The sequence below is a fragment of the Xanthomonas sp. JAI131 genome (assembly GCF_013410075.1).
GTDB lineage: Bacteria > Pseudomonadota > Gammaproteobacteria > Xanthomonadales > Xanthomonadaceae > Xanthomonas_A > Xanthomonas_A bonasiae.
The window spans coordinates 1,197,515-1,220,829 of record NZ_JACCCN010000002.1 but is presented as its reverse complement, the minus strand read 5'-3'; the positions used below and the strand labels follow the sequence as shown (position 1 = coordinate 1,220,829).

Genomic DNA, 23,315 nt, shown 5'->3' with positions numbered 1-23,315 from the left:
CCACCGAAGCGAGACTCGCATGAACAAGCCAAGACTGGTGGTGGTGGGCAACGGCATGGCCGGCATCCGCACCGTGGAAGAACTGCTCAAGCTGATGCCGGGGATGTACGACATCACCGTGTTCGGCGCCGAGCCGCATCCGAACTACAACCGCATCCTGCTCTCGCCGGTGCTGGCCGGCGAACAGCAGTTCGACGAGATCGTGCTCAATCCGCTGGCCTGGTACGCCGAGCACGGCATCCGCCTGCATGTGGGCAAGGAAGTCACCCGCATCGACCGGATCAAGCGCAAGGTGATCGCCGCCGACGGCACCGAGGCGCCGTACGACCGCCTGCTGCTGGCCACCGGCTCGCTGCCGATCGTGCTGCCGGTGCCGGGCAAGGAGCTGAAGGGCGTGATCGGCTACCGCGACATGCACGACACGCAGACCATGATCGACACCGCCACGCGCAAGCGCCATGCCGTGGTGATCGGCGGCGGCCTGCTCGGCCTGGAGGCGGCGAACGGGCTGAAGCAGCGCGGCATGCAGGTGACCGTGGTGCACCTGGCCGACTGGCTGCTGGAACGTCAGCTCGACCCGGTCGCCGGGCAGTTGCTGCAGCAATCGCTCAGCGAACGTGGCCTGGAGTTTCGCCTCGGCACCTCCACCACCGAGCTGGTCGGCAATGCCGACGGCGAAGTGGTGGCGGTGAAATTCTCCGACGGCAGCGAGGTGCCGGCCGACCTGGTGGTGATGGCCGCCGGCATCCGTCCCAACATCGCGCTGGCGCAGGCCGCCGGCATCCACTGCACGCGCGGCATCGTGGTCAACGATACGCTGCAGACCTTCGACCCGCGGGTGTACGCGGTCGGCGAATGCGCCAGCCACCGCGGCATCGCCTACGGCCTGGTCGCGCCGCTGTTCGAGCAGGCCAAGATCTGCGCCAACCACCTGGCCGGGTTCGGCATCGGCATCTACCGCGGCTCGGTGGCCTCGACCAAGCTCAAGGTCACCGGCATCGACCTGTTCTCGGCCGGCGATTTCATGGGCGGGGAGGGTAGCGAGGAGATCGTGTTGTCCGATCCGGCCGGCGGCGTCTACAAGAAGCTGGTGCTGAAGGACGACAGGCTGGTCGGCGCCTGCCTGTACGGCGATACCAACGACGGCGCCTGGTATTTCCAGTTGCTCAAGGATGCCAGCCCGATCGGCGAGCGCCGCGAGCGGCTGATGTTCGGCGAGAGCGCGCTCGGCGACGCCGGCACCGCCGGCCAGGACCGCGCCAGCGCGATGCGCGACAGCGACGAGGTGTGCGGCTGCAACGGCGTGTGCAAGGGCACCATCGTCAAGGCGATCAACGCGCAGGGCCTGTTCACCGTGGACGAGGTCAAGAAGCAGACCAAGGCGGCCAGCTCCTGCGGCTCGTGTACCGGCCTGGTCGAGCAGATCCTGATGAACTGCCTGGGCTCCAACTTCCAGCAGACGCCCAAGACCAAGGCGGTGTGCGGCTGCACCGACCTGAGCCATGGCGAGGTGCGCCAGGCGATTCGCGAGGGTAGGCTGCTCACGCACGGTGCGGTGTACGCGCAGTTGCAATGGCGCAGTCCGAATGGCTGCGCCACCTGCCGCCCGGCGATCAACTACTACCTGCTGTCGACCTGGCCGCGCGAGGCGGTGGACGATCCGCAGTCGCGCTTCATCAACGAACGCGCCCACGCCAACATCCAGAAGGACGGCACGTTCTCGGTGATCCCGCAGATGAAGGGCGGGGTGACCAACGCCTCGGAACTGCGCCGCATCGCCGACGTCGCCGACAAGTACGCGGTACCGATGGTCAAGGTCACCGGCGGCCAGCGCATCGATCTGCTCGGCATCCGCAAGGAAGATTTGGTTGCGGTGTGGAAGGACCTGGGGATGAATTCCGGACACGCCTATGGCAAGTCGATCCGTACGGTGAAGACCTGCGTGGGCAGCGAGTTCTGCCGCTTCGGCACGCAGAACAGCACGCAGATGGGCATCGACCTGGAAACCATGCTGGCCAACATGTGGAGCCCGCACAAGGTGAAGCTGGCGGTGTCCGGCTGCCCGCGCAACTGCGCCGAGTCGGGGATCAAGGACGTGGGCATCATCGCGGTGGAGTCGGGCTGGGAGCTGCATATCGGCGGCAACGGCGGGATGAAGACCGAGGTCGCCAAGTTCCTGGTCAAGGTCAGGACCGCCGAGGAGGTGAAGGAGTACACCGGCGCGTTCCTGCAGCTGTACCGCGAGGAGGCCTACTACCTGGACCGCACCGTGCACTACATCGAGCGGGTGGGCATGGACTACATCCGCCAGCGGGTGATCGAGGACGCGGCCAACCGGCGCGCGCTGTACGAGCGGCTGCTGTACGCACTGGAAGGCCTGCCCGATCCGTGGGCCGAGCGCATCGCCGGCGCCAGGCAGCGCGAATTCCAGCCGTTGCGCGTGGCCGCGCCGCTGGCGCTGGTGGAGGACTGAGCGATGAACGCAGCCGCTTCCGATCCCGTCGCGTCCGACGCCAGCGCCCGCCGCTGGATCCGCATCTGCCGCATCGACGAGATCCCTTCGCTCGGCGCGCGCGTGCTGCAGATCGACGGCACCGACCCGATCGCGCTGTTCCGCACCGCCGGCGACCGCGTGTTCGCACTGGTCGATCGCTGCCCGCACAAGGGCGGGCCGCTGTCGCAGGGCATCGTCGCCGGCGACAGCGTCACCTGCCCGCTGCACAACTGGAACATCGCGCTGGACAGCGGCCAGGCCTGCGCGCCGGACGTGGGCTGCGCGCGCCGCTATCCGGTGCGGGTGGACGATGGCGACGTCTGGCTGTCGTTGCAGGGCGCCGCGTGATGGACGGCGCGCACGTGCCCGGCGCGAGCGCAGTCGCGGACAACGCGGCACGGCGCACGCTGACCCGTTCCACATGCTGCTACTGCGGCGTCGGCTGCGGCGTGCTGATCGAGACCGAGCACGGCGCCGACGGCGCGGCGCGCATTGTCGGCATCGAAGGCGACCCGCAACACCCGGCCAACTACGGCCGGCTGTGCAGCAAGGGCCGCACCCTGCCGGAGACCGTGCGCAGCCTGCACGGCCGCGCGCTGCATCCGGAACTGCGCACCCATCGCGACGCGCCGCGGCGCGCGGTGGACTGGGCGGTGGCGCTGGACAGCGTGGCCGAGCGCTTGGCCGGCATCGTCGAGCGGCACGGGCCGGACGCGGTGGCGTTCTACCTGTCGGGACAGCTGCTGACCGAGGACTACTACGTCTTCAACAAGCTGGCCAAGGGCCTGATCGGCACCAACAACATCGACACCAATTCGCGGCTGTGCATGTCCAGCGCGGTCAGCGGCTACAAGCTGGCGCTGGGCGCGGACGGCCCGCCGACCTGCTACGAAGACCTGGATCTGGCCAGGACCGTGCTGCTGGCCGGCAGCAACATGGCCTACGCGCATCCGGTGCTGTTCCGCCGGCTCGAGGACGCGCGCGCGCGCGATCCGGACGTGCGCTGGATCGTGGTCGATCCGCGCCGCACCGACACCGCGGCGATGGCCGACCTGCATCTGCCGATCCAGCCCGGTACCGACGTGGCGCTGTTCAACGGCATGCTGCACCACCTGATCTGGGAAGACCGCATCGACCGCGGATTCATCGCCGCGCACACCCAGGGCTTCGCCGAATTGCGGCAGACGCTGCGCGAATACACCCCGGCGATGGCCGCCGACATCTGCGGCATCCCGGTCGCCGACCTGGTGCAGGCGGCGGAGTGGTTCGCTCGCGACCTGCCGGCGCTGTCGCTGTATTGCATGGGCCTGAACCAATCCGCGCACGGCACCGACAAGAACCTGGCGCTGATCCATCTGCATCTGGCCACCGCGCAGATCGGCAAGCCCGGCGCCGGCCCGTTCTCGCTGACCGGGCAACCGAACGCGATGGGCGGGCGCGAGGTCGGCGGCATGGCGACGATGCTGGCCGCGCACCGCGAGATCGGCAGCGCGACCGATCGCGCCGAACTGGAGCGGCTGTGGCAGCTGCCGGCCGATCGCCTGTCGGCGCGTCCCGGCCTGCCGGCGGTGGCGCTGTTCGATGCGCTGCGCCGCGGCGAGGTCAAGGCGGTGTGGATCGCCTGCACCAATCCCGTGCATTCGATGCCGGACATCGCACAGGTGCGCGACGCCTTGCGCCAGGCCGAGCTGGTGATCGTGCAGGACGCCTTCGTGCACACCGACACGGTGCCCTACGCCGATGTGCTGCTGCCGGCGGCGAGCTGGGGCGAGAAGGACGGCACGGTGACCAATTCCGAGCGCCGCGTCTCGCGCGTGCGCAAGGCGCTGCCGGCAGCGGGCGCGGCCAGGCCGGACTGGTGGATCGCCAACGAAGTGGCGCGGCGGCTGGAAGCACGGCTGGATGCGCCGTCGGTCGGTTCGCGTTTCGGCTTCGCCGATACCGCGGCGGTGTTCGACGAGCACCGTGCACTGACGGTCGGGCGCGACCTGGACATCGGCGGACTCGACTACGCGCGGCTGGACGCGCAAGGCCCGCAGCAATGGCCGCTGCCGGCCGGCGCCGCGCATGGCCAGGCGCGGCGCTATGCCGATGGCGTGTTCGCCACCGCCGACGGGCGTGCGCGCTTTCATCCCACGCCGTACAGGCCAGTGGCCGAACCGACCTCGGCGCGGTTTCCGTTGCGCCTGCTGAGCGGGCGCCTGCGCGACCAGTGGCACGGCATGTCGCGCAGCGGCCGGGTGCCGGGGCTGTTCGCGCACAGCCCGCAGCCGGGCCTGCGCATGCATCCGCAGGACGCGGCGCGGCGCGGACTGCGCGCCGGCGACCTGGTGCGCATCGTCAGCAAGCGCGGCAGCTTGGTGTTGCCGCTGGAAGCGTGCGAGGAAATGCGCTCCGGCGACGTGTTCGCGGCGATGCACTGGAACGCGCAGTTCCTGCATAGCGGCGGCATCAACGAACTCAGCCTGGGCGCGGTGGACGCGCGTTCGCAGCAGCCCGAGCTCAAGCACGCGGCAGTGCGTGTGGAGAAGGCCGAGTTCGGCTGGCATCTGCTGCTGGCCCGGCGCGGCGATGCACTCGCGCTGCAGGCGGCGGCGCAGCCGTGGCTGCGCGACTTCGGCTATGCCGCGTTGAGCCTGCAGGCCGAGGCCGGCGAGCAGGATCAGGCCTGGCTGGTGCTGCGCGCCGCCGCCGAGCAGGCGCCGGCGCCCGCGCAGCTGGAAGCGCTGGCCGCGGCGCTGGCGCTGGCCGGCGGCGATGCCGATACCCTCGAATACCGGGACGCGCGCCGCGGCCTGCTCAAGCGCGTGGCCTGGCGCGGCGCCGCGCCGCTCAGCCATCTCGACGGCCTGCTGCTGGCGGGTGCGCAGCGTGATGCCGGCGGCGAAGCGTTGCTGGAGCGCGCATTGAGCGGCGATGCCTGGCACGGCGCGCGGCTGGCGGCATTCGCGCAGGCCGGCGGCGCGGCGCGCGATCCGGTGGTGTGCCAGTGCACGCAGGTGCGCGAATCGGCGATCCGCGCCGAAGCCGCGCGCGGCGCGGCACCGGCCGAGATCCGCACGCGGCTGGGCTGCGGCAGCGTGTGCGGCTCGTGCATGCCGCAGGTGCTGCGGCTGTGCGCCACGGCCGCAAGCGCATGAACGGCTGTGGCTTACAGGCTGCCCTTGTGCCTGCCGGGGAGTGTGCAGGAAATGCCGCAGGCGTCGGCCTTCCGCGTCAGGCGGGCGACAACGCGCAGCGACGCGCCGGTGGCCAGCGCCTGCCGCAGCTGCGGCGGTTGGGTAACGCAATGGGACTGGCGCTCGCGAGATCTTCCCGCGTCGCACACGCCGCCGCCGCTGCGAGAGTACGCGGCAACCGCGTGCACATGAGTGGTCGCGGCGCGAGCGCCGCCCTGGTGTCAGCAGCGAATGGCGCGACGAACGTCGCATGCGCCCGCGGCCCGCGCCACGCCGCCGGCAGGGCGCGGCGAGCGCGCGCGTCGCGGGCGCAGGCAGACGGCATTGCGGATGGGCGCAGCCGGGCACAGGCGGGTGCGATGTCCCTGGGGTTGTTCCTTCTTTCTGGCTGGAGTCTGCGATGAACGATGCAAGCGCGTCCGGTGTGTGTGGCGGCGGCGAAGTGGTGTTGTTGTCGGCCGGTCCTGGCGACCTGGAACTGCTGACGCTGAAGGCGGTCAAGGCACTGGCGGCGGCGCAGGTGCTGCTGCTCGACGATCTGGTCAATCCCGACATCGTGCAGTTCGCGCCGCAGGCGCGGGTGATCCGCGTCGGCAAGCGCGGCGGTTGCCGTTCCACGCCGCAGGATTTCATCTGCCGGCTGATGCGGCGCTATGCCCTGCAGGGCGCCAATGTGGTGCGCGCCAAGGGCGGCGAAGCGTTGCTGTTCGGCCGCGCCGGCGAGGAGATCGCGTTCCTGCGCGCGTCGGGCGTGGCGGTGCGGATCGTCAATGGCGTCAGCGCGGGGTTCGCGGCGGCGGCCGGGCTGGGCATGTCGCTGACCCATCGCGACCACTGCCACGGCATCACCTTCGTCACCGCACACACCCAGGACCATGGCGAGCCGGACTGGGCGGCGCTGTGCGCCACCCGCACCACGCTGGCGATCTACATGGGCATGGGCCGCATCGCCGCGCTGACGTCGGCCTTGCTGCGCCACCTGCCCGGCGCCACGCCGGCGGCGGTGGTGCAATCGGCGAGCCTGCCGCAGCAGGCGCAGTTGCTGACCACACTGGACCGCTTGGCCGCCGATGTCGAAGGTTTGGGCATCGGCGCGCCGGGGGTGATCCTGATCGGCGGCGCGGTGGGCGAAGCGCAGGCGCAGTCCGCGCAGTTGCACGCACTGCAGGCGATAGCGTGATTCCTTGTGGGAGCGACTTCAGTCGCTCCCACAACTGACAACATGGGCATCGAAAATTCGCCAACGCTCCCTGTAGGAGCGGCTTCAGCCGCGACGAGCGAAGTCGCAGTGTCTCGGCATCGCAGAACGCCCCGAAACCGATGGCCCGAGCCATCGCGACATGTTGAACCCGGATGGGCCTACGGCTGCGGATACAGTCGCGGCTGAAGCCGCTCCTACAGTGCACCGCCTTGGAATCTGCCGCGATCCTCTGTAGGAGCGGCTTCAGCCGCGACGAGCGGAGTCGAACTATCTCGGCACCGTGTAACGTTCCGAAGTCGATGACCCCGAGCCACCGCGACATCCTGAATCCGGATTGGCCACCGGTTGCGGATACAGTCACGGCTGAAGCCGCTCCTACAGTGCACCGCCTGGAATCTGCCGCGATCCTTTGTAGGAGCGGCTTCAGCCGCGACGAGCGGAGTCGAACTATCTCGGCACCGTGTAACGTTCCGAAGTCGATGACCCCGAGCCACCGCGACATCCTGAATCCGGATGGGCCACCGGCTGCGGACACTGTCGCGGCTGAAGCCGCTCCTACAGAGGCGGGCTCGTCTGTGCTGAGAGCGGCCCAGCAATCGATCTGGGCCGCTATCTGCCACCGCTTCGCGTTACGCCGCCGGTGCCGGCGGCGGCGCCGCATTCTGGTGCTGGGCGGCGGCGACCTTGCCGTCGCGTTCCGCGGCCAGCAGGGTCAGCGAGCGGCAGATGCCATGCCATTGCGAGCCGCCGGGCAGGCCGTGTTCGTGGTCGCGTTCGGCGGTGTCGATCAGCACGCGCCAGTGCTCGCCTTCGACCATCGGCAAGGTGAAGGTCACGTCCTCGGTGGCGCCGTTGACGATCATCAGCAAGGTCACGTTCGACGCCGCCTGGCGCAGGCCGCTGGACGGCGCCTTGCCGTCCAGGCGCATCATCAGCGCGCGTGCGTGCGGATCGTGCCAGGACGCATCGTTCATTTCCTCGCCGTCCGGCGCCAGCCAGCTCACGTCCTTGATGCCCAGTTCTTCGTCGTAGACGCCGTCGAAGAAGCGTGCGCGGTGCAGCAGCGGATAGTGCGCGCGCAGGTGGGTCAGGCGCGTCACGAACGCGGTCAGCCGCTGCGCGCGCTCGCCGCTTTCCCAGTTCAGCCAGGTCAGCTCGTTGTCCTGGCAGTAGGTGTTGTTGTTGCCGCCCTTGCTGCGCCCGAACTCGTCGCCGGCCAGCAGCATCGGCGTGCCCTGCGACAGCAGCAGCGTCGCCAGCATGTTGCGCATCTGCCGCAGGCGCAGCGCGTTGATCTCAGGGTCGTCGCTCTCGCCCTCGACCCCGTAGTTGGCCGAGATGTTGTTGTCCGAGCCGTCGCGGTTGTCCTCGCCGTTGGCTTCGTTGTGCTTGTGCTCGTAGCTGACCAGGTCGTGCAGGGTGAAGCCGTCGTGGGCGGTGACGAAGTTGACCGAGGCGGTAGGGCGGCGGCCGCGGTGGTTGAACAGGTCGGCCGAGCCGGTCAGGCGCGTGGCCAGTTCCGCCAGCTGGCCTTCGTCGCCGCGCCAGAACGCGCGCACGTTGTCGCGGAACTTGTCGTTCCATTCCGACCAGCCGGGCGGGAAGCCGCCGACCTGGTAGCCGCCGGGACCGACGTCCCACGGTTCGGCGATCAGCTTGACCTGGCTCAGCAGCGGATCCTGGCGGCAGGCGTCGAGGAAGCCGCCCTTGGGATCGAAGCCGTGGTGTTCGCGGCCAAGGATGGTGGCCAGGTCGAAGCGGAACCCGTCCACGTGCATCTCCGACACCCAGTAGCGCAGCGAGTCGTTGACCATGCGCAGCGCGCCGGCATTGGTCAGGTCGAAGGTGTTGCCGGTGCCGGTATCGTTGATGTAGAAGCGGCGGTCCTGCGCCAGGCGGTAATAGCTGGCGTTGTCGATGCCCTTGAACGACAGCGTCGGCCCCAGTTCGTTGCCTTCGGCGGTGTGGTTGTAGACCACGTCCAGGATCACCTCCAGCCCGGCGTGGTGCAGGCGCGCCACCATCTGCTTGAACTCGGCGACGGTGCGCGTGGCCATGTAGCGCGGCTGCGGCGCGAAGAAGCCGATGGTGTTGTAGCCCCAGTAGTTGCGCAGGCCCTGCTTGAGCAGGTATTCGTCGTCGACGAAGGCGTGCACCGGCAGCAGTTCCACCGCGGTCATGCCGAGCCGCTTGATGTGCTCCACCACCTCGTCCACCTTGAGCCCGGAGAAGGTACCGCGCCAGGCCTCCGGCACCGACGGGTGGCGCATGGTGGTGCCGCGCACGTGGGTCTCGTAGATCACCGTGCGGTCCCAGGGCGTCTGCAGGCGCTGGTCCTTGCCCCAGGTGAAGGCCGGATCGATCACCGCGCACTTGGGCACGTAGGCGGCGCTGTCGCGGCGGTCGAAGCTCAGGTCCGCGTCCTTGTGGCCGATGGTGTAGCCGAACAAGGCAGGCGCCCATTTCAGCTCGCCGACCAGTTGCTTGGCGTAGGGATCGAGCAGCAGCTTGTTGGGATTGAAACGGTGCCCGGCGTCGGGCGCGTACGGGCCGTACACGCGGTAGCCGTACAGCTGGCCGGGGCGCGCATCGGGCAGGTAGCCGTGCCAGATTTCGTCGGTGTACTCGGGCAGCACGATGCGCTCGACCTCGCGGCCGCGCTCGTCGAACAGGCACAGTTCGACCTTGGTGGCATTGGTCGAGTACAGCGCGAAATTGACGCCCAGGCCGTCCCAGGTGGCGCCGAGCGGATACGAGCGGCCTTCGCGGATGCGGGAGCGGCGGGCGAGCTTGCGAAGCGGCATGCGAAATCCTTACGACGTGGCGGGGCCGTTGCCGGCCGGGGAAAGCGAGTGGTCTTGCGGATCGGCGCGGGCTTCGGCGTCGACCAGGCGTTCGGCCATGGCCCAATGGCGGGCGGCGCGGCCGTCGGGCCGGCCTTCGGCTTCCCAGATTTCGTGTGCGAGTTGTTCGATGCGGCGCTGGCGTGTTTCTGCGTCCATGGCGGTCTTGTCGGGGGAAGGTGGCCAGCACGGCCACCGGCATGTCAGGGAACGGCGGCCAGCACGGCCACCGGGAAGTCGGCGAGCAGGTCCGCTACCGGCATCGAGGCCGATGCCGCGAGGTCGCGCCCGCTCAGCACGTGCCGGTACTGTGCCGCGGGCAGCGTCAGAAAGGTGTTACGCCAATCCAGCTGCGCGCGCAGCGGCGCCGCCGCATCCAGCGGTTGCGCCGCGGCGGTCAGGCGCGGCACCACCACCAGCAGGGTCTGGCCCTCGTGTTCGCGCGCGAAGCCGAGCACGTGTTGCGCGTGCGGGCCCTGCGCCTGCAGCGGGCGATAGCGGCCATGCGCGAACAGCGCCGGATGCGCGCCGCGCAGGTGCAGCAGCTGCGCGGTCAGCCACGCCTTGACGTGGCCGCTGTGCCAGTCGCGCAGCAGCGCCGACGGCGCGGTGGCGTCGTGCAGCCAGGCCTGGCGCAGCGCGTAGTCCACCGGGCGGCGGTTGTCCGGATCGACCAACGACAGGTCCCAGCCTTCGCTGCCCTGGTAGAGGTCGGGCACGCCGGGCACGCTCAGCCGCAGCGTGGTCTGCACCAGGCTGTTGAGCGCGCCGGCCGGGGCCAGCGCGGCCGCGGCCTGGGCCAGCGCCTCGCGCAGCGGCGCGCCGGCCGGCGCCAGCAGCGCCGCGTCCAGCAGTGCGCGCGCGCCGCGTTCGTAGGCCTCGTCCGGCCAGGTCCAGTAGGTGCGCAGCTTGGCCTCGCGGGCGGCCTTCAGCTGCCAGGCGCCGACGCGCTCGGCGTAGTCGGCCAGGCCGGCGGCGTCGTCGCTGGCCAGTTCCAGCGGCCAGGCGGCGACCAGCATCTGCCACAGCATCAGCACGTCGCCGGGCAGCGGCGCGGCACTGCCGGCCGGCAACAGGTCGGCGGACAAGGCCTGGAAGCGCGCCACCTGTTCGGCCCACCACGGCGCCTGCGCGCTGAGCGCGGCCAGACGCATGCGCACATCTTCGCCGCGCTTGTGGTCGTGGGTGGCGGTGGCCAGCAAGGCGCGCGGATGGTGCTGCGCGCGCGCGGCGTTGGCGGCGTGGAACGCGTCCGGCGCCAGCGCGAACACGTCCGGGTCGCTGCCGACCTCGTTGCGCGACAGCAGCACGCCGTGGCGGTAGAACGCGGTGTCCTCGACCGACTTGGCGTTGAGCGGCGCCGACAGCTGTTCGATGCGCCGGCGCACGATGCGCCGCAGCGCGATCTGCGCCTTGCCGGTGCCGCGGCCGTCGCGGCTCCAGCGCTCGATCGCGTCGATCGCCGCGCACACCCGCGGCTCGGCGCCGGCGCGCGCGTGCTGCGCGGCCTGCGCCAGGCGCGCCGCATCGGCTTCGTCCAGGCCATCCGGCCCGGCGTAGGTGCGGTACACCTCGAAGTGCCGCAACAGCGCCATCAGGCCGCGCGCCAGCATCTGCGGGCTGAACTCGCGGGTGGCCGGGTCCAGGTGCGCGGCAGCGGCCAGCGCCTGCACGGTGCGCACGAATTCGGTCTGCAGCGACCCTTGCAGGATCTCGTCGCGCGCGGCGCGCTGTTCCTGGCCGAAGTCGCCGCTGCGGCCGGTCTCTCGGCGCCACAGCGCGGTCAGCGGTGCGGCGCCGGCCGGGTCGTGCAGCACGCCGGCGACCTGGTCCATGAAGTCGTAGCCGGTGCTGCCGTCGCACGGCCAGTCGCTGCGCAACGTCTCCTGCGGTGCCAGGATCTTCTCGATGTACAGCGCGATGCCGCCGGCGGCGATGCCGCGGCGGCGCCCGGCGCGGTCCAGCTGCGCGCGCAGGCGCTGCACGTAGCCGGTGGGATCGGCCAGGCCATCGACGTGGTCCACGCGCACGCCATCGAGATGGCCTTCGGCGACCAGCCGCAGCGGCAGTTCGTGCACCGCGGCGAACACGTCGTTTTGCTCCACGCGCAGCGCCGCCAGCGAGGTGATGTCGAAGAAGCGGCGGTAGTTGAGCATGTCGTTGCCGACCCGCCACCAGGCCAGCCGGTAGCACTGGCGTTCGATCAGCCGATGCAGCGCGTCGTCGCCCAGCCGCGCGGCGTCGTTGAGCCGTGCCGCCCAGGCCTGGCGTGCGGCCGGCGGATCCTGGGCCACGGCGCCTTCCAGGCGGATCGGGAAGCGCTGGTCGTGGTGTTCCAGCTGCACCTCGCCGTCCTCGGCCACGCGCAGTTGCAGCGCGCCTTCGCTCAACGCCTGCGCGTAGGCGCGGTCCAGCACCGGCAGCCACAGCTTGCCGTCGCGTCCGGGCGCGCGCCAGTCGATGTCGAACCAGCCGGCGTGGCGGCTGCGCCGGCCATGCTTGAGCACGTCCCACCACCATGGATTGGCCGCGTGCGCGGCCATGTGGTTGGGCACGATGTCCAGAACCAGGCCCATGCCGTGCGCGCGCACGCGCTCGGACAGGTGCAGCAGCGCGGGCTCGCCGCCGAGTTCGGGATTGACCTGGCGCGGATCGGTGACGTCGTAGCCGTGGGTGGAGCCGGGCACGGCGGTGCCGATCGGCGACAGGTACAGATGGCTGATGCCCAGGCCGGCGTAGTAGGGCACCTGTGCGGCGGCGTCGAGCAGGGTGAATCCGGCGTGCAGTTGCAGGCGCGCGGTGGCGCGCAGCGGAGTGAAGCTCATGCGTCGGTTCCTTGCGCGGCGGAGGCGGTGCGGCGCGCGTGCGCGAACGCCTCCAGGCGGGTGGCGAGCGGCGCGCCGGCGGCCGCCGTGTCCGCCGCCGGCAAGCGCCGGCGCCAGTTCGGGTGGCCATCGACGGTGCCGGGCAGATTGGGTTGCTGGTCCAGGCCCAGCGCGTCCTCGGCCGGCAGCAGCGCCAGCGGCGAGGGCGTGGCGGCGACGAAGCGCAGCGCATCCAGTTCGGGGTCGTGCGCCTGCGGCAGCGCTGCGGCGACGGCGGCGTCCATGCGCGCCACGTCGGCGATGCGGGCCAGATGGTCGGCGCGTTGCTGCGCGGCATCGGACAGCTGCAGGCGGTGGCGCCAGTCGATGTCCTCGCCGCGGCGCCAGCCGCGCAGCGTCGGCAGGTCGTGGGTGGTGGTGGTGGCGATCGCATCGCCGCGCCATTGCGCCGGCGCCAGGAACGCGCCCTTGGCGTCGCGGGTGAACAGCAGCACGTCGATGCCCATCACCCCGCGCTGCGACAGTTCGGCGCGGATGCCGTCCGGCACCACGCCCAGGTCTTCGCCGATCACGAGCGCGTGGTGCCGCCACGATTCCAGCGCCAGCAGGCGCAGCAGGTCGTGCAGCGGATAACGCAGGTACACGCCGTCCGCGGAACGGGCGCCGCGCGGGATCGTCCACAGCCGCAACAGGCCGAGGATGTGGTCGATGCGCACGCCGCCGCGGTCGCGCATCACCGCACGCAGCAGGTCGATGAACGGCGCGAAACCGCTGGCGCGCAGCCCGGTCGGCGAATAGCCGCCGATGCCCCAGGCCTGGCCGTCGCCGTTGAACGCATCCGGCGGCGCACCCAGTTCCAGCCCGGCCAGCACCGCCTGCGGCCAGGCCGCGGCCTCGGCACCGCCGGGATCGAAGCCTACCGCCAGGTCGGCGATCAGGCCTATGCCCATGCCGGCATCGCGCGCGTGTCGCTGCACGCCGGCCCAACTGCGCGCGGCCAGCCACTGCGCGAAGCTGTGCAGGGCCGGATCGGCATCGCCGAAATCGCGCGCGGCGAACGCGGCGTAGTCGTGCAAGGCGGCGCCGCGTTCGTGCTGGAACGCGGCGAAATCGGCATGGAGCGCGGCGTCGGCCTGGGCGAAGTCGGCGTGCAGCTGGCGCAGCCACTGCCACTTCGCCGCGGACGAGGCCGGCCAGTCGATCAGCGCGCGGGTCTGCGCTTCGGCGAAGGCCTGTTGCAGCCCGGCGGCCTGCAGGGCGCGCTGCGCCATGGCGGTACCGAGCACGCGTGCCGGGGCGGCCTGCAGCGGATCCAGGAAACGGCGGTCGCCCGGCGAATACGGGCTGTAGTGCGTGCCGATCGGCCGCGCCGCATGTACCGGGCTCAACGCGATCGCATCGCCGCCGGCACGCGCGATGCGCTCGGACCAGGCGGCGACGCCGTCCGCATCGCCGATGCCGGCGTCGTCCGGGCCTTGCGCCGAATACACCTGCAGCGACAGGCCCCAGCGCCGCGGCGCGTCCTCGCCGATCGCCTCGGCGACGCCGTAGCAACGCACCGGCGCCACCGCCAGCGTGGTGTGGCGGTCGCCGTGCTGCAGGGTCCAGTAGCCGTAGCGATCGATCGCGGCGAGGCGGCCCTGCGCATCGAAGCGGCCGTCGCGGCGGCTGCCGTCCTCGTGCTCGAGCCGGTACGCCGCACCCGGCGTGCCGCCGGCGTCGATCGGCGTGCCGACGTCGGCGGTCAGCAGCGGCGCGGCGCTGCCGCCGCCGGCCTGCAGCTGGCGCAGGCTGTCGCGGCAGGCGGCATCGTCGCGCGCGTCCAGGCCGAGCGCACCGAGCACGCTGCGCAGCGTGTCCGTGCCGACCGTGCGCGGCGTGTCGGATGCGTCGATCCAGTCGACCAGCAGGCCGGCGGCGGACGCCAGGGTGTGCAGGGGGGTATCGGTCATGGGCGAGTCGGGGCCGCGGCAATGGGGAAAGAGGGACGCACCGCCGTCGCCGCGCGCGCCGCGCACCTGTCAGGCAGGCGCACGGTCGCGGACGACGCACGGGAGGGGCAGCGTGCCGGAAGCGCTGTCGCGATGGCGTCGCGACAGCCCGCGCTCACGTGGCGGAACCGGCCCGGTAGCGGGCGACGAAGGCGTTCGGCGGCAGCTGCGCCGGGTCGTCGCCGGCATTTTCGGCATGGACCGTCGCGCCAGGCAGATCCAGTGCCACCGGCGTATCGCCGAAGTTGGCGGCCACGTGCCACTCGCCGCCGCCCAGGTTCCAGCCCGCGGTCACCGCCTTCGGCCCCAGCATGCGGGCGCCCACGGCGCGTGCCTGGGGCAACGCCGGTACCAGATGCTGGCGGCGCAGCGCCATCAGCGCCACGAACCAGTCGCGCCAGCGCGCGCCGTCGCCGTGGGTGGCATCGCTGATGTCGGCGATGGACGCTGCGAACGTGCTCGGCGCGTTCGGGTCGGGAATGGTCGCGCGCTGCTCAGGATCGGCGAACGCGGCGAAATGCGCGAACTCGCGGCGCCGACCTTCGCGCACCGCCTCGTCCAGCGGCGGCGCGAAGTCGGTGAAGAACAGGAACGGGGTGCGGCTGCCCCACGGCTCGCCCATGAAGAACAGCGGGATCATCGGGGTCAGCGCGGTCAGCGCCAGCGCCGCGCGCAGCGCCGGCTCGGACACCTGGGTGATCAGCCGGTCGCCGCGCGCGCGGTTGCCGATCTGGTCGTGGTTCTGCGCGAAGATCACGAACTTGTGCGGCGGCAGCTGTGCGCTCGGTTCGCCGCGCGCATGCCCGCGGTGGTCGGCCTGGCCCTGGTAGGCGAAGCCTTCGCCCAGCACCCGCGCCAGGTGTTGCGCCGGCGCGTCGGCGAAGCCGGCGTAGTAGCCCTCGTTCTCGCCGGTCAGCAGCACGTGCAGGCTGTTGTGGAAATCGTCGTCCCATTGCGCGCTGTAGCCGCGCTCCAGCACGCCGGCCTGGTTGGCCTCGTTCTCCAGCACCAGGTGCACGTGGCGCCCGGCCGGCACGCTGGCCATGATCGCCTCGCGCAGCGTGTCCAGGAACGCGTTCGGCACGATCGCGTGCACCGCGTCCAGGCGCAGGCCGTCGAAGCGGTACTCGTGCAGCCACATCAGCGCGTTGTCGATGAAGTAGCGCTGCACCGGCGCGAGCCGGAAGTCGATCGCCGCGCCCCACGGGGTCGGCGCGTCTTCGCGGAAGAACGCCGAGGCGTACTGGCCGATGTAGTTGCCGTCCGGGCCGAAGTGGTTGTAGACCACGTCCAGGAACACGCTCAGGCCCAGCCCGTGGGCCTCGTCGATCAGCGCCTTGAGTTCGTCCGGATGGCCGTAGGCCGCGGCCGGCGCGTACGGCAGCACGCCGTCGTAGCCCCAGTTGTGGCGGCCGGGGAACGCGGCCAGCGGCATCAGTTCGATCGCGGTGACGCCCAGCGCCGCCAGCGTCCGCAACTGCGCGCGCAACCCGGCGTAGCCGCCGCAGGCGCCCACGTGCAGTTCGTAGAACACCGTTTCCGCCCATGGCCGGCCGCGCCAGGCGTCGTGCTGCCAGCGATAGCCGTCGCTGGCCAGCACCGCGCTGGCGCCGTGCACGCCGTCGGGCTGCCAGCGCGAGGCCGGGTCCGGCACCGGTTCGCCGCCGTCGACCGCGTAGCGGTAGCGGGTGCCGGCGGCGCAGGCGATGGTCGCGGCGAAATAGCCGTCCGCGGCCGCGGCCAGCGGCTGCCGGCTGCCGTCGTCGAACACGATGTCGACGCTGCTCGCGTCCGGTGCCCACAGCACGAAGGCGACTGCGCCGTCGGCGGTGGGCCAGGCGCCCTGGCGCAGTGCCGCGGGCGAAGCGGTTGCCGCGTCGCCGGTCGGCGTTGCGCTCGTTGCGATGTTCAAGTCAATGCTCCGCTTGCAACCAGAGGGTGGACAGCGGCGGCAAGGTCAGCGCCAGCGATTGCGCGTGCCCGTGCATCGGCTGCGCGATGCTGCGCAAGGCGCCGCCGTTGCCCTGGTTGGAGCCGCCGTAGTGGCCGCTGTCGGTGTTGAGGATTTCGCGCCACAGCCCGCCGCGCGGCACGCCCAGGCGGTAGTCGTGGTGCACGTTCGGGGTGAAGTTGCTCACCGCCAGCAGCGGCGGCGCGCCGCCGGCGCGGTCGTGGCGCACGAAGGCGAACACGCTGTTGCGGTGGTCGTCGGCCACGCTCCATTCGAAGCCTTCCGCCGCACGGTCGCTGCGGTACAGCGCCGGCAGCGCGCGCAGCTGGCGGTTGAGGTCGCCGACCAGCCGCGCCACGCCGCGATGCTCCGGGCGCTGCGCCTGCGCCCAGTCGAGCGCGCGGTCGTGGTCCCATTCCTGCCACTGCCCGAACTCGCCGCCCATGAACAGCAGCTTGCGTCCCGGGTGCGCCCACATGAAGGCCAGATAGGCGCGCAGGTTGGCGAAGCGCTGCCAGGTGTCGCCGGGCATCTTCGCCAGCAACGAACCTTTGCCGTGCACCACTTCGTCGTGCGACAGCGGCAGCACGAAGTGCTCGGAGAACGCGTACACCAGGCCGAAGCTCATCTCGCTGTGGTGGTGCTGGCGGTGGATGGGATCGCGCCGCATGTAGCTGAGCGTGTCGTGCATCCAGCCCATGTTCCACTTGTGGCTGAAACCCAGCCCGCCCTGCTCCGGCGGCGCGGTCACGCCCGGCCAGGCGGTGGATTCCTCGGCGATCACCCGCACCCCGGGGAAGCGTTGCGCGATCTCGGCGTTGAGCCGGCGCAGGAACGCGATCGCCTCCAGGTTCTCGCGCCCGCCCTGGGCGTTGGGCACCCATTCGCCCTCGTTGCGGCCGTAGTCGCGGTACAGCATCGCCGCCACCGCATCCACGCGCAGGCCGTCGACGTGGAAGCGCTCGATCCATTCCAGCGCGCTGCCGATCAGGTAGGCGACCACTTCGGCGCGGCCGTAGTTGTAGATCAGCGTGTTCCACTCGCGGTGCACGCCTTCGCGCGGATCGGCGTGTTCGTACAGCGCGGTACCGTCGAAGCGCTGCAGGCCGTGCGCGTCGTCGGGAAAGTGCGCGCCGACCCAGTCCAGGAGCACCCCGATCCCGGCCTGGTGGCAGGCATCGACGAAGCGCGCGAAACCGTCCGCGTCGCCATGCCGCGCGGTCGGCGCATACAGGCCCAGCGGCTGGTAGCCCCAGGAGCCGCCGAACGGATATTCGGTGATCGGCAGCAGTTCGATATGGGTGAAGCCCAGTTCCTGCACGTACGGGATCAGCTGCGCGGCCAGCGCGTCCCACTGCAGCGGCTGGCCGTGCGCGTCGTGGCGCCAGGAGCCGGCGTGCAGCTCGTAGATGCTCATCGGCTGCGCCGCGCCGGCGCGGGTTTCGCGCTGCGCCAGCCAGGCCGAGTCGTGCCAGGCGAAATCGGCAGCGCTGGGCACCACCGACGCGGTGTCCGGCGCGCGCGTGCTGTGGCGGGCGACCGGGTCGGCCTTGCGCGGCAGCGGCGTGCCGTCGGCGTCGAGGATCTCGTATTGGTAGTGCTCGCCGCCGCGCAGCCCGGGCACGAACAGTTCCCACACGCCGGCCTGGCGATGCAGGCGCAGCGGATGGCGGCGGCCGTCCCAGCCGTTGAAATCGCCGACCAGCGCGACCCGCCGCGCATGCGGCGCCCACACCGCGAAGCGCACCCCGTCGACCGTGCCGATACGGGTGTGGTGCGCGCCCAGCGCGGTGCGCAGCGCGGCGCCGTCGCCCTCGGCCATGCCCTGCAGCCAGGCCTCGTCCAGCACCGGGCCGAACGCGTAGGGGTCGTCGATTTCCTGCACGGCGTCCGGCCACACGATGCGCAGCCGATAGGCCGCCGTGGTCTTCAGTTCGCCTTCGAACACGCCTTCGGCCTCCGGGTGCGCGCGCATCCGCGCCACCAGTTTGCCGTTGCCGTCGAGCAGGCCCAGCGCATCGGCGCCCGGGACCAGCGCGCGCACCCGGATCGTGCCGTTCTCGTCGGCGTGCGGGCCCAGCCAGGCGAACGCGTCCACCGCTTCGCCGCGCGCCAGCGCCTGCAGGGCGAGGCGTTCGCGTTCGTCGTTCGCCGCTTCCAGCGGCGCGTCCCACACCGGGATCGCGTCCGGCGCCTGTTCCCGTTCGCTCATGCCACCGCCGGCGACAACGGGGCGGTGCGGTCGTACAGGGCCATGTACTTGCGTCCGGCCAGGTCCCAGCCGCTGGGCCGCAGCATCGCCGCGCGGCGCATCGCCTGCAGCAGGCCCGGCAGGCGGAAGGTGCGGAACACCCGCTGCAGGCAGCGGCGCAGGCCGTCGGCGGACGGCTCCTCGAACAGGAAGCCGGTCACGCCATCGTCCACGGTATCGATCAGGCCGCCGGTGGCGTGCGCGATCGGCAGGCTGCCGAAGCGCTGCGCGTACATCTGGCTCAGCCCGCAGGGTTCGAAGCGCGACGGCATCAGCAGGAAGTCCGAACCGGCGAACATGCGCCGCGCCAAGCGCTCCTCGAAGCCGATATGGGCGCCGACATGGCCGGGGAAGCGCCGCGCCAGCGCCGCCACCGCCTGCTCGATCTGCGGCTCGCCGCCGCCGATCACCACGATCTGGCCGCCGGCGGCGACGATCTGCGGCGCCACCTCGCAGATCATGTCCAGGCCTTTCTGGTGCACCAGCCGCGACACCACCGCGAACAGCGGGCCGTCGCTGTCGATCAGGCCGAACGCGCGGCGTACCTGGGCGGCGTTCTCGCGCTTGCCCTGGACCTGGTCGATGCCGAAATGGGTGTGCAGATGATCGTCGGTGCGCGGGTCCCAGCTGGCGTCGATGCCGTTGACGATGCCGCTGAGGCGGCCGCTGGCGGCATGCCGGGCCAGCAGCGTGTCCAGGCCGCAGCCCTGCGCCGGTCCGGTGATCTGCGCGGCGTAGCTGACGCTGACCGTGTTGACGTGGTCGGCGTGGACGATGCCGGCGCGCAGGAACGACATCTGCCCGTAGAACTCCAGGTCCTGCAGGCCGTTGTCGGGGATGCCCAGCGTGCCGGCCATCGCGTACGGGAACAGGCCCTGGTAGGCCAGGTTGTGGATGGTCAGCAGGCACGGCGTGTTGCTGCCGGACCAGCGCACATAGGCGGCGGCCAGCGCGCACGGCCAGTCGTTGAGATGCAGCAGGTCCGGATTCCAGTCCAGCCCGGCGCGGCCGCCGGCGATCTGCGCGGCGGCGTGCGACAGCGTGGCGAAGCGCAGCGCATTGTCTTCCCAGTCGCGGCCTTCGCTGGACACGTAGGGCGAACCCTGGCGCTCGAACAGCTGCGGGCACAGCAGCACGTACACGCACAGGCCGTCCGGGCGGTCCGCGCGGCCCAGCGCGCAGGCCGGCAGCCCGGCGTGGGCGGCGACGTGGCCGACGATCTCCAGCGGACCGGTCTTGCGCAGCACCGCCGGGTAGCCGGGGATCAGCACCCGGATGTCGCAGCTGCCGCGCAGCGCGCGCGGCAGCGCCGCGGCGACGTCGCCCAGGCCGCCGGCCTTGATGAAGTCGGCCATTTCCGAGGTCACGAACAGGCTGGCGCGGCGCGGCGCCGGTTGCAGCTTGACGGTGACCTCGGCGGTGCGGATGAAGCGTCCGCGCGCATCGCGGTGGCGGCGCCGGGGCGCGCGCAGCACCGGGTGGGTGTCGCGTTGTCTATCGGGCAGATCGGCGGGCGGGGGAGGCGACATTGGCGATTCCGTCGGGGAGGGGGGGACGGGCACACGGAAAACGACTGCCGTCGCGTGTCCGCAGCGGGCGCGCGACGTGAAACCAGAAAAATGAAGGACAGCAGATACCGGCGGGTCAGCGCCTCTTCAGTAATGTACGAACGCAGCGATAAAAGGGGCGTGAAACGGGTGGCTTGTCTACGCTGCGCCCGCCCGGTTACCGCATAGTGATTTCGCCGCAATACAGTGGGTTAGACCCGCACAGCCGATGAATCGTTTAGTTTCCTTTCCGGTGCCGCCATCCGCCACGCCGCTCGGCCTGAATGCGCAGGTTGCGCTGTCTTCATCGGGCCTGTGCTGCAATGCCGGCATGAACCCATCGGACCCAAGGATGCGACGCGAGCTGGACGGCTTCGTATTGGATGCCGTCCTCGCCGCGGCGCCGGACGGCGTGCTGCTGCCGCAGATCCGCATCTCGGACGCGAAGGGTGCGGTATTGAGCCGGCATGCGTTCGATGGCGTGTATTTCGGCGATGTTCGCGCCGGGGAGCACTTCGTCGCCGAACGTCTGGCGGCGATCCGTTCGGCGCAGTATGGGAAATTGGTGTTCGGCTGAGCCGCAGCGTGCTGTCCGCGGGCCTCGGGCGCAGGCCCTGCATCGGCCCTGCGTCAGTGCGCCGGCTGCAGGCGCTGCAGCGCCGCCAGCAAGCCGGCATGGCTGTAGGGTTTGGGCAGAAAGCCGGTATGCGTCGGCAGCGCCGCGGTGTCGGGATGTTTCATGCCGGAGGTGAGCAGGGCCGGGATCGTGACCGCACGCCGGCGCAGTTCGCGCACCATGGTCATGCCATCGCCGCCGGGCATCTGCACGTCGCTGAAGATCAGGTCCACATCGGGATCCTGTTCGAGCATGGCGAGCGCCTCGTGGGCGGTGCCGGCGGACAGGACCCGATAGCCGTCGGCATCGAGCATCATCCGAGCCAGTTCGCGAATCGTCTGGTCATCCTCAACCAAAAGAATGGTGGTGAGGGCGCAAGTGCCACGCATAATGCTGATACCGCCGCGTTTTCAATACTGGCAGCTTCACGATTCGGCGGTGAAGCGCTGGTGACGCTGCGGTGATGCCGATATGCTGGACCCACTCACCGCGAGACCCCGCTTGTCCACTCACGCCCGCTATCGACAGATCGTCGAACTCTCGCACGATTGCATCAAGGAGATCGGCCGCGACGGTGTCGTGCGATCGATCAACACGCGCGGTCTGCGCCTGCTCGGCGCGGCCGAGCCCAAGCACGTCGTCGGCCGCGCGTGGCAGGATCTGTGGCCGGAGGAGATGCGGCCGCTCGCCGAAGCGGCGTTCGCCGCCGCCTTGCGCAACGAGCAATACGAATTCTGGGCGCAGCGCGAAACCTTCGACGGCCGGCCACGCTGGTGGCACGTGCAGGCCAGCCCGCTGACCAACGTCGACGCCGAGGTGGAAAGCGTGCTGGTGATCAGCCGCGACGTCACCCAGCACCGCCAGATCGAGGAGGCCCTGCGCACCCTGGGCGACCTGCCGCAGACCGGCGCCGGCGTGCCGGTGCAGCGCGTCAGCGAGACGCTGGGGCAGCAGTTGCAGGCCGAGCACATCGAGCTGCGCGGGCAGCTGGACATCGCCCTGGCCGCGCAGCGCGTCGCCGAGCGGGCCATGACCCAGGCGCAGAAAGGCGAGGCGATCGGGCAGATGCTCGCCGGCATCGTCCACGACTTCAACAACATGCTGCAGACCGCGATGACCTCGGTGAGCATGGTCGCCGAGCATCCGCAGCGCCTGCAGCCGGACCAGCGCAAGCTGCTCGGCATCGCCGGCGAGGCGCTGCAACACGGCGCGCGGATGACCCGGCGCCTGCTCGGCTTCGCCCGTGCGCACCCGGTCAAGCCGCAGTGGCTGGATCTGTGCGAGGTGGTCGCGCACATGCAGCCGCTGCTGGCGCAGGCGTTGGGCGGCGAGATGAAGTTGCAACTGACCAGCCTGGCCGGCGGCGCCACCACCTATGCCGACCGCAGCTCGGTCGAGCAGGCGGTGCTGAACCTGGCGTTGAACGCACGCGACGCCTGCCAATCCGGCGACGTGGTATCGATCCGCTGCGGCAACCTGCAGGTGCCGCCGGGTCAGGCTGCGGCGATGCGCCAGCCGGGCCGCTACGTGACCCTGTCGGTCAGCGACCAGGGCGAGGGCATGTCCGAGGACACCAAGTCGCGGCTGTTCGAGGCCTATTTCACCACCAAGCCCGAGGGCAAGGGCACCGGCCTGGGCCTGGCCCAGGTCTACGGCCTGGTGCGCCAGGCCGGCGGCTTCGTCGACGTGGACTCCGAACTGGGGCGCGGCACCACCATCACGCTGGCGTTCCCCTATGTTGCCGAAGCGCCGCCGGGCGAGGGCGGCGACAGCGCGGCATTGCCCTCGCCGGCCTGAGCCAGAGGCTTGGCGTGTCGGCAGCAGTTCGCTCCGCCTGACCGCTTGCGCACGGTATAGCCGGCGCACCGCGCTGCTGGCGCGACGCGTGCAAACCGCGCCAGCAGCGGCGCCCGGTGCATTCGGCCGCCTGCGGCAGCACCGAGTCGAACCGGGCACCGGCGTTGCCGCGCGACGATTGCGTCGGGCGTCGCGCGGTCCTTCAGCGCGGTCGCGCGCCGGCACGGCAGGCCTGGCGGCTGCGACGGTGAGGTAACGCGACCTTTGCACAAGGCGCTTGCTGGAGCGCGCATCTCTCCGCTGTCCTAGGCGAATCGCGGCTCCGATCCGCCGCGTTTCGAACCGCATGGCCTGCCCGCCGCACGCTTCTGCGCATGCAGCGAAACGCCGCTTGGCGCTGGCGAATGGCTGAACGGACCTGCTGGCGGCGGCGTGGCGCGCGCTCGGCCATCTTCGCGAAAGCTTACTATTTAGGGTTTACAGTGGCGGCCGTATTTTGCCCGCCCGACAGGAGAGAACGTGGGTACGAGTGGCAATGACAGCAGAACGGTGCCGATCGCGGCGCCAGCGCGCGCGGTGGCGCGCCCGTGCGGAAGTCCCAGGTCGCGTCGCTGCGCTGT

Annotated in this window: 14 protein-coding genes; 6 read left to right on the top strand and 8 right to left on the bottom strand. The window is 70.9% G+C overall.

Annotated features, from left to right (window positions below; translation table 11 throughout):
• Positions 1–19 precede the first annotated feature (19 nt).
• From nirB to cobA, 4 genes are all read left to right on the top strand, one after another.
• A complete protein-coding gene (gene nirB / locus HDC36_RS11850) occupies positions 20–2,473 on the top strand; it encodes a nitrite reductase large subunit NirB (RefSeq protein WP_179567470.1) in 2,454 nt (817 codons plus the stop codon).
• A gap of 3 nt (positions 2,474–2,476) precedes the next feature.
• Complete coding sequence (nirD, locus tag HDC36_RS11845) at positions 2,477–2,842, top strand: nitrite reductase small subunit NirD (protein WP_179567468.1); 366 nt, start codon at positions 2,477–2,479, stop codon at positions 2,840–2,842.
• Positions 2,842–5,634: a nitrate reductase gene (locus HDC36_RS11840; protein ID WP_179567466.1), complete on the top strand. Its 2,793-nt coding sequence runs from the start codon at positions 2,842–2,844 to the stop codon at positions 5,632–5,634. Before nirD ends, HDC36_RS11840 begins: the two co-directional genes overlap by 1 nt.
• A 481-nt stretch (positions 5,635–6,115) precedes the next feature.
• Positions 6,116–6,853 carry a uroporphyrinogen-III C-methyltransferase gene (gene cobA, locus HDC36_RS11835; RefSeq protein ID WP_343204346.1) on the top strand — a complete coding sequence of 246 codons (738 nt, stop codon included), beginning with the start codon at positions 6,116–6,118 and terminating at the stop codon, positions 6,851–6,853.
• A 650-nt stretch (positions 6,854–7,503) separates the two neighbouring features.
• On the opposite strand, the gene glgX is transcribed toward cobA, so the two are convergent.
• From glgX to glgA, 7 genes are all read right to left on the bottom strand, one after another.
• Positions 7,504–9,678: a glycogen debranching protein GlgX gene (gene glgX / locus HDC36_RS11830; protein WP_179567463.1), complete on the bottom strand. Its 2,175-nt coding sequence runs from the start codon at positions 9,676–9,678 to the stop codon at positions 7,504–7,506.
• Between the two features lie 9 nt (positions 9,679–9,687).
• Positions 9,688–9,876, bottom strand: a complete 189-nt coding sequence (locus HDC36_RS11825) for a DUF2934 domain-containing protein (protein WP_179567461.1) — start codon at positions 9,874–9,876, stop codon at positions 9,688–9,690.
• Positions 9,877–9,920: 44 nt separating this feature from the next.
• Positions 9,921–12,542: a malto-oligosyltrehalose synthase gene (gene treY, locus HDC36_RS11820; protein ID WP_179567459.1), complete on the bottom strand. Its 2,622-nt coding sequence runs from the start codon at positions 12,540–12,542 to the stop codon at positions 9,921–9,923.
• The gene (malQ, locus tag HDC36_RS11815) at positions 12,539–14,494 is read right to left on the bottom strand and encodes a 4-alpha-glucanotransferase (RefSeq protein ID WP_179567457.1); all 1,956 of its coding nucleotides are present in this window, start codon (positions 14,492–14,494) and stop codon (positions 12,539–12,541) included. Before malQ ends, treY begins: the two co-directional genes overlap by 4 nt.
• Before the next feature lie 154 nt (positions 14,495–14,648).
• Positions 14,649–16,385, bottom strand: a complete 1,737-nt coding sequence (gene treZ, locus HDC36_RS11810) for a malto-oligosyltrehalose trehalohydrolase (RefSeq protein ID WP_179568058.1) — start codon at positions 16,383–16,385, stop codon at positions 14,649–14,651.
• Positions 16,386–16,446: 61 nt separating this feature from the next.
• A complete protein-coding gene (locus HDC36_RS11805; RefSeq protein ID WP_343204345.1) occupies positions 16,447–18,660 on the bottom strand; it encodes a 1,4-alpha-glucan branching enzyme in 2,214 nt (737 codons plus the stop codon).
• 32 nt (positions 18,661–18,692) lie between these two features.
• Positions 18,693–20,264: a glycogen synthase GlgA gene (glgA, locus tag HDC36_RS11800; protein WP_179567455.1), complete on the bottom strand. Its 1,572-nt coding sequence runs from the start codon at positions 20,262–20,264 to the stop codon at positions 18,693–18,695.
• Between the two features lie 247 nt (positions 20,265–20,511).
• Here glgA and HDC36_RS23485 point away from each other — a divergent pair, with 247 nt between their 5' ends.
• Positions 20,512–20,859, top strand: coding sequence for a hypothetical protein (locus HDC36_RS23485; protein WP_225209868.1), 348 nt, complete (start codon positions 20,512–20,514; stop codon positions 20,857–20,859).
• Between the two features lie 53 nt (positions 20,860–20,912).
• Here the strand turns inward: HDC36_RS23485 and HDC36_RS11790 are convergent, their stop codons facing one another.
• On the bottom strand, positions 20,913–21,287 hold the full coding sequence (locus HDC36_RS11790; protein ID WP_179567453.1) for a response regulator: 375 nt from the start codon (positions 21,285–21,287) through the stop codon (positions 20,913–20,915).
• Positions 21,288–21,399: 112 nt separating this feature from the next.
• Between HDC36_RS11790 and HDC36_RS11785 the strand changes: the two genes are divergently transcribed.
• On the top strand, positions 21,400–22,695 hold the full coding sequence (locus tag HDC36_RS11785) for an ATP-binding protein (protein WP_179567451.1): 1,296 nt from the start codon (positions 21,400–21,402) through the stop codon (positions 22,693–22,695).
• Positions 22,696–23,315: the final 620 nt, after the last annotated feature.

What these genes read in the sequence shown, in the direction of transcription:
- HDC36_RS11825 (WP_179567461.1), bottom strand. Translation starts at nt 9,876, where the DNA reads ATGGACGCAGAAACACGCCAGCGCCGCATCGAACAACTCGCACACGAA.
- HDC36_RS23485 (WP_225209868.1), top strand. Translation starts at nt 20,512, where the DNA reads ATGAATCGTTTAGTTTCCTTTCCGGTGCCGCCATCCGCCACGCCGCTC.
- nirB (WP_179567470.1), top strand. Translation starts at nt 20, where the DNA reads ATGAACAAGCCAAGACTGGTGGTGGTGGGCAACGGCATGGCCGGCATC.
- HDC36_RS11840 (WP_179567466.1), top strand. Translation starts at nt 2,842, where the DNA reads ATGGACGGCGCGCACGTGCCCGGCGCGAGCGCAGTCGCGGACAACGCG.
- glgX (WP_179567463.1), bottom strand. Translation starts at nt 9,678, where the DNA reads ATGCCGCTTCGCAAGCTCGCCCGCCGCTCCCGCATCCGCGAAGGCCGC.
- HDC36_RS11790 (WP_179567453.1), bottom strand. Translation starts at nt 21,287, where the DNA reads ATGCGTGGCACTTGCGCCCTCACCACCATTCTTTTGGTTGAGGATGAC.
- malQ (WP_179567457.1), bottom strand. Translation starts at nt 14,494, where the DNA reads ATGACCGATACCCCCCTGCACACCCTGGCGTCCGCCGCCGGCCTGCTG.
- glgA (WP_179567455.1), bottom strand. Translation starts at nt 20,264, where the DNA reads ATGTCGCCTCCCCCGCCCGCCGATCTGCCCGATAGACAACGCGACACC.
- treY (WP_179567459.1), bottom strand. Translation starts at nt 12,542, where the DNA reads ATGAGCTTCACTCCGCTGCGCGCCACCGCGCGCCTGCAACTGCACGCC.
- nirD (WP_179567468.1), top strand. Translation starts at nt 2,477, where the DNA reads ATGAACGCAGCCGCTTCCGATCCCGTCGCGTCCGACGCCAGCGCCCGC.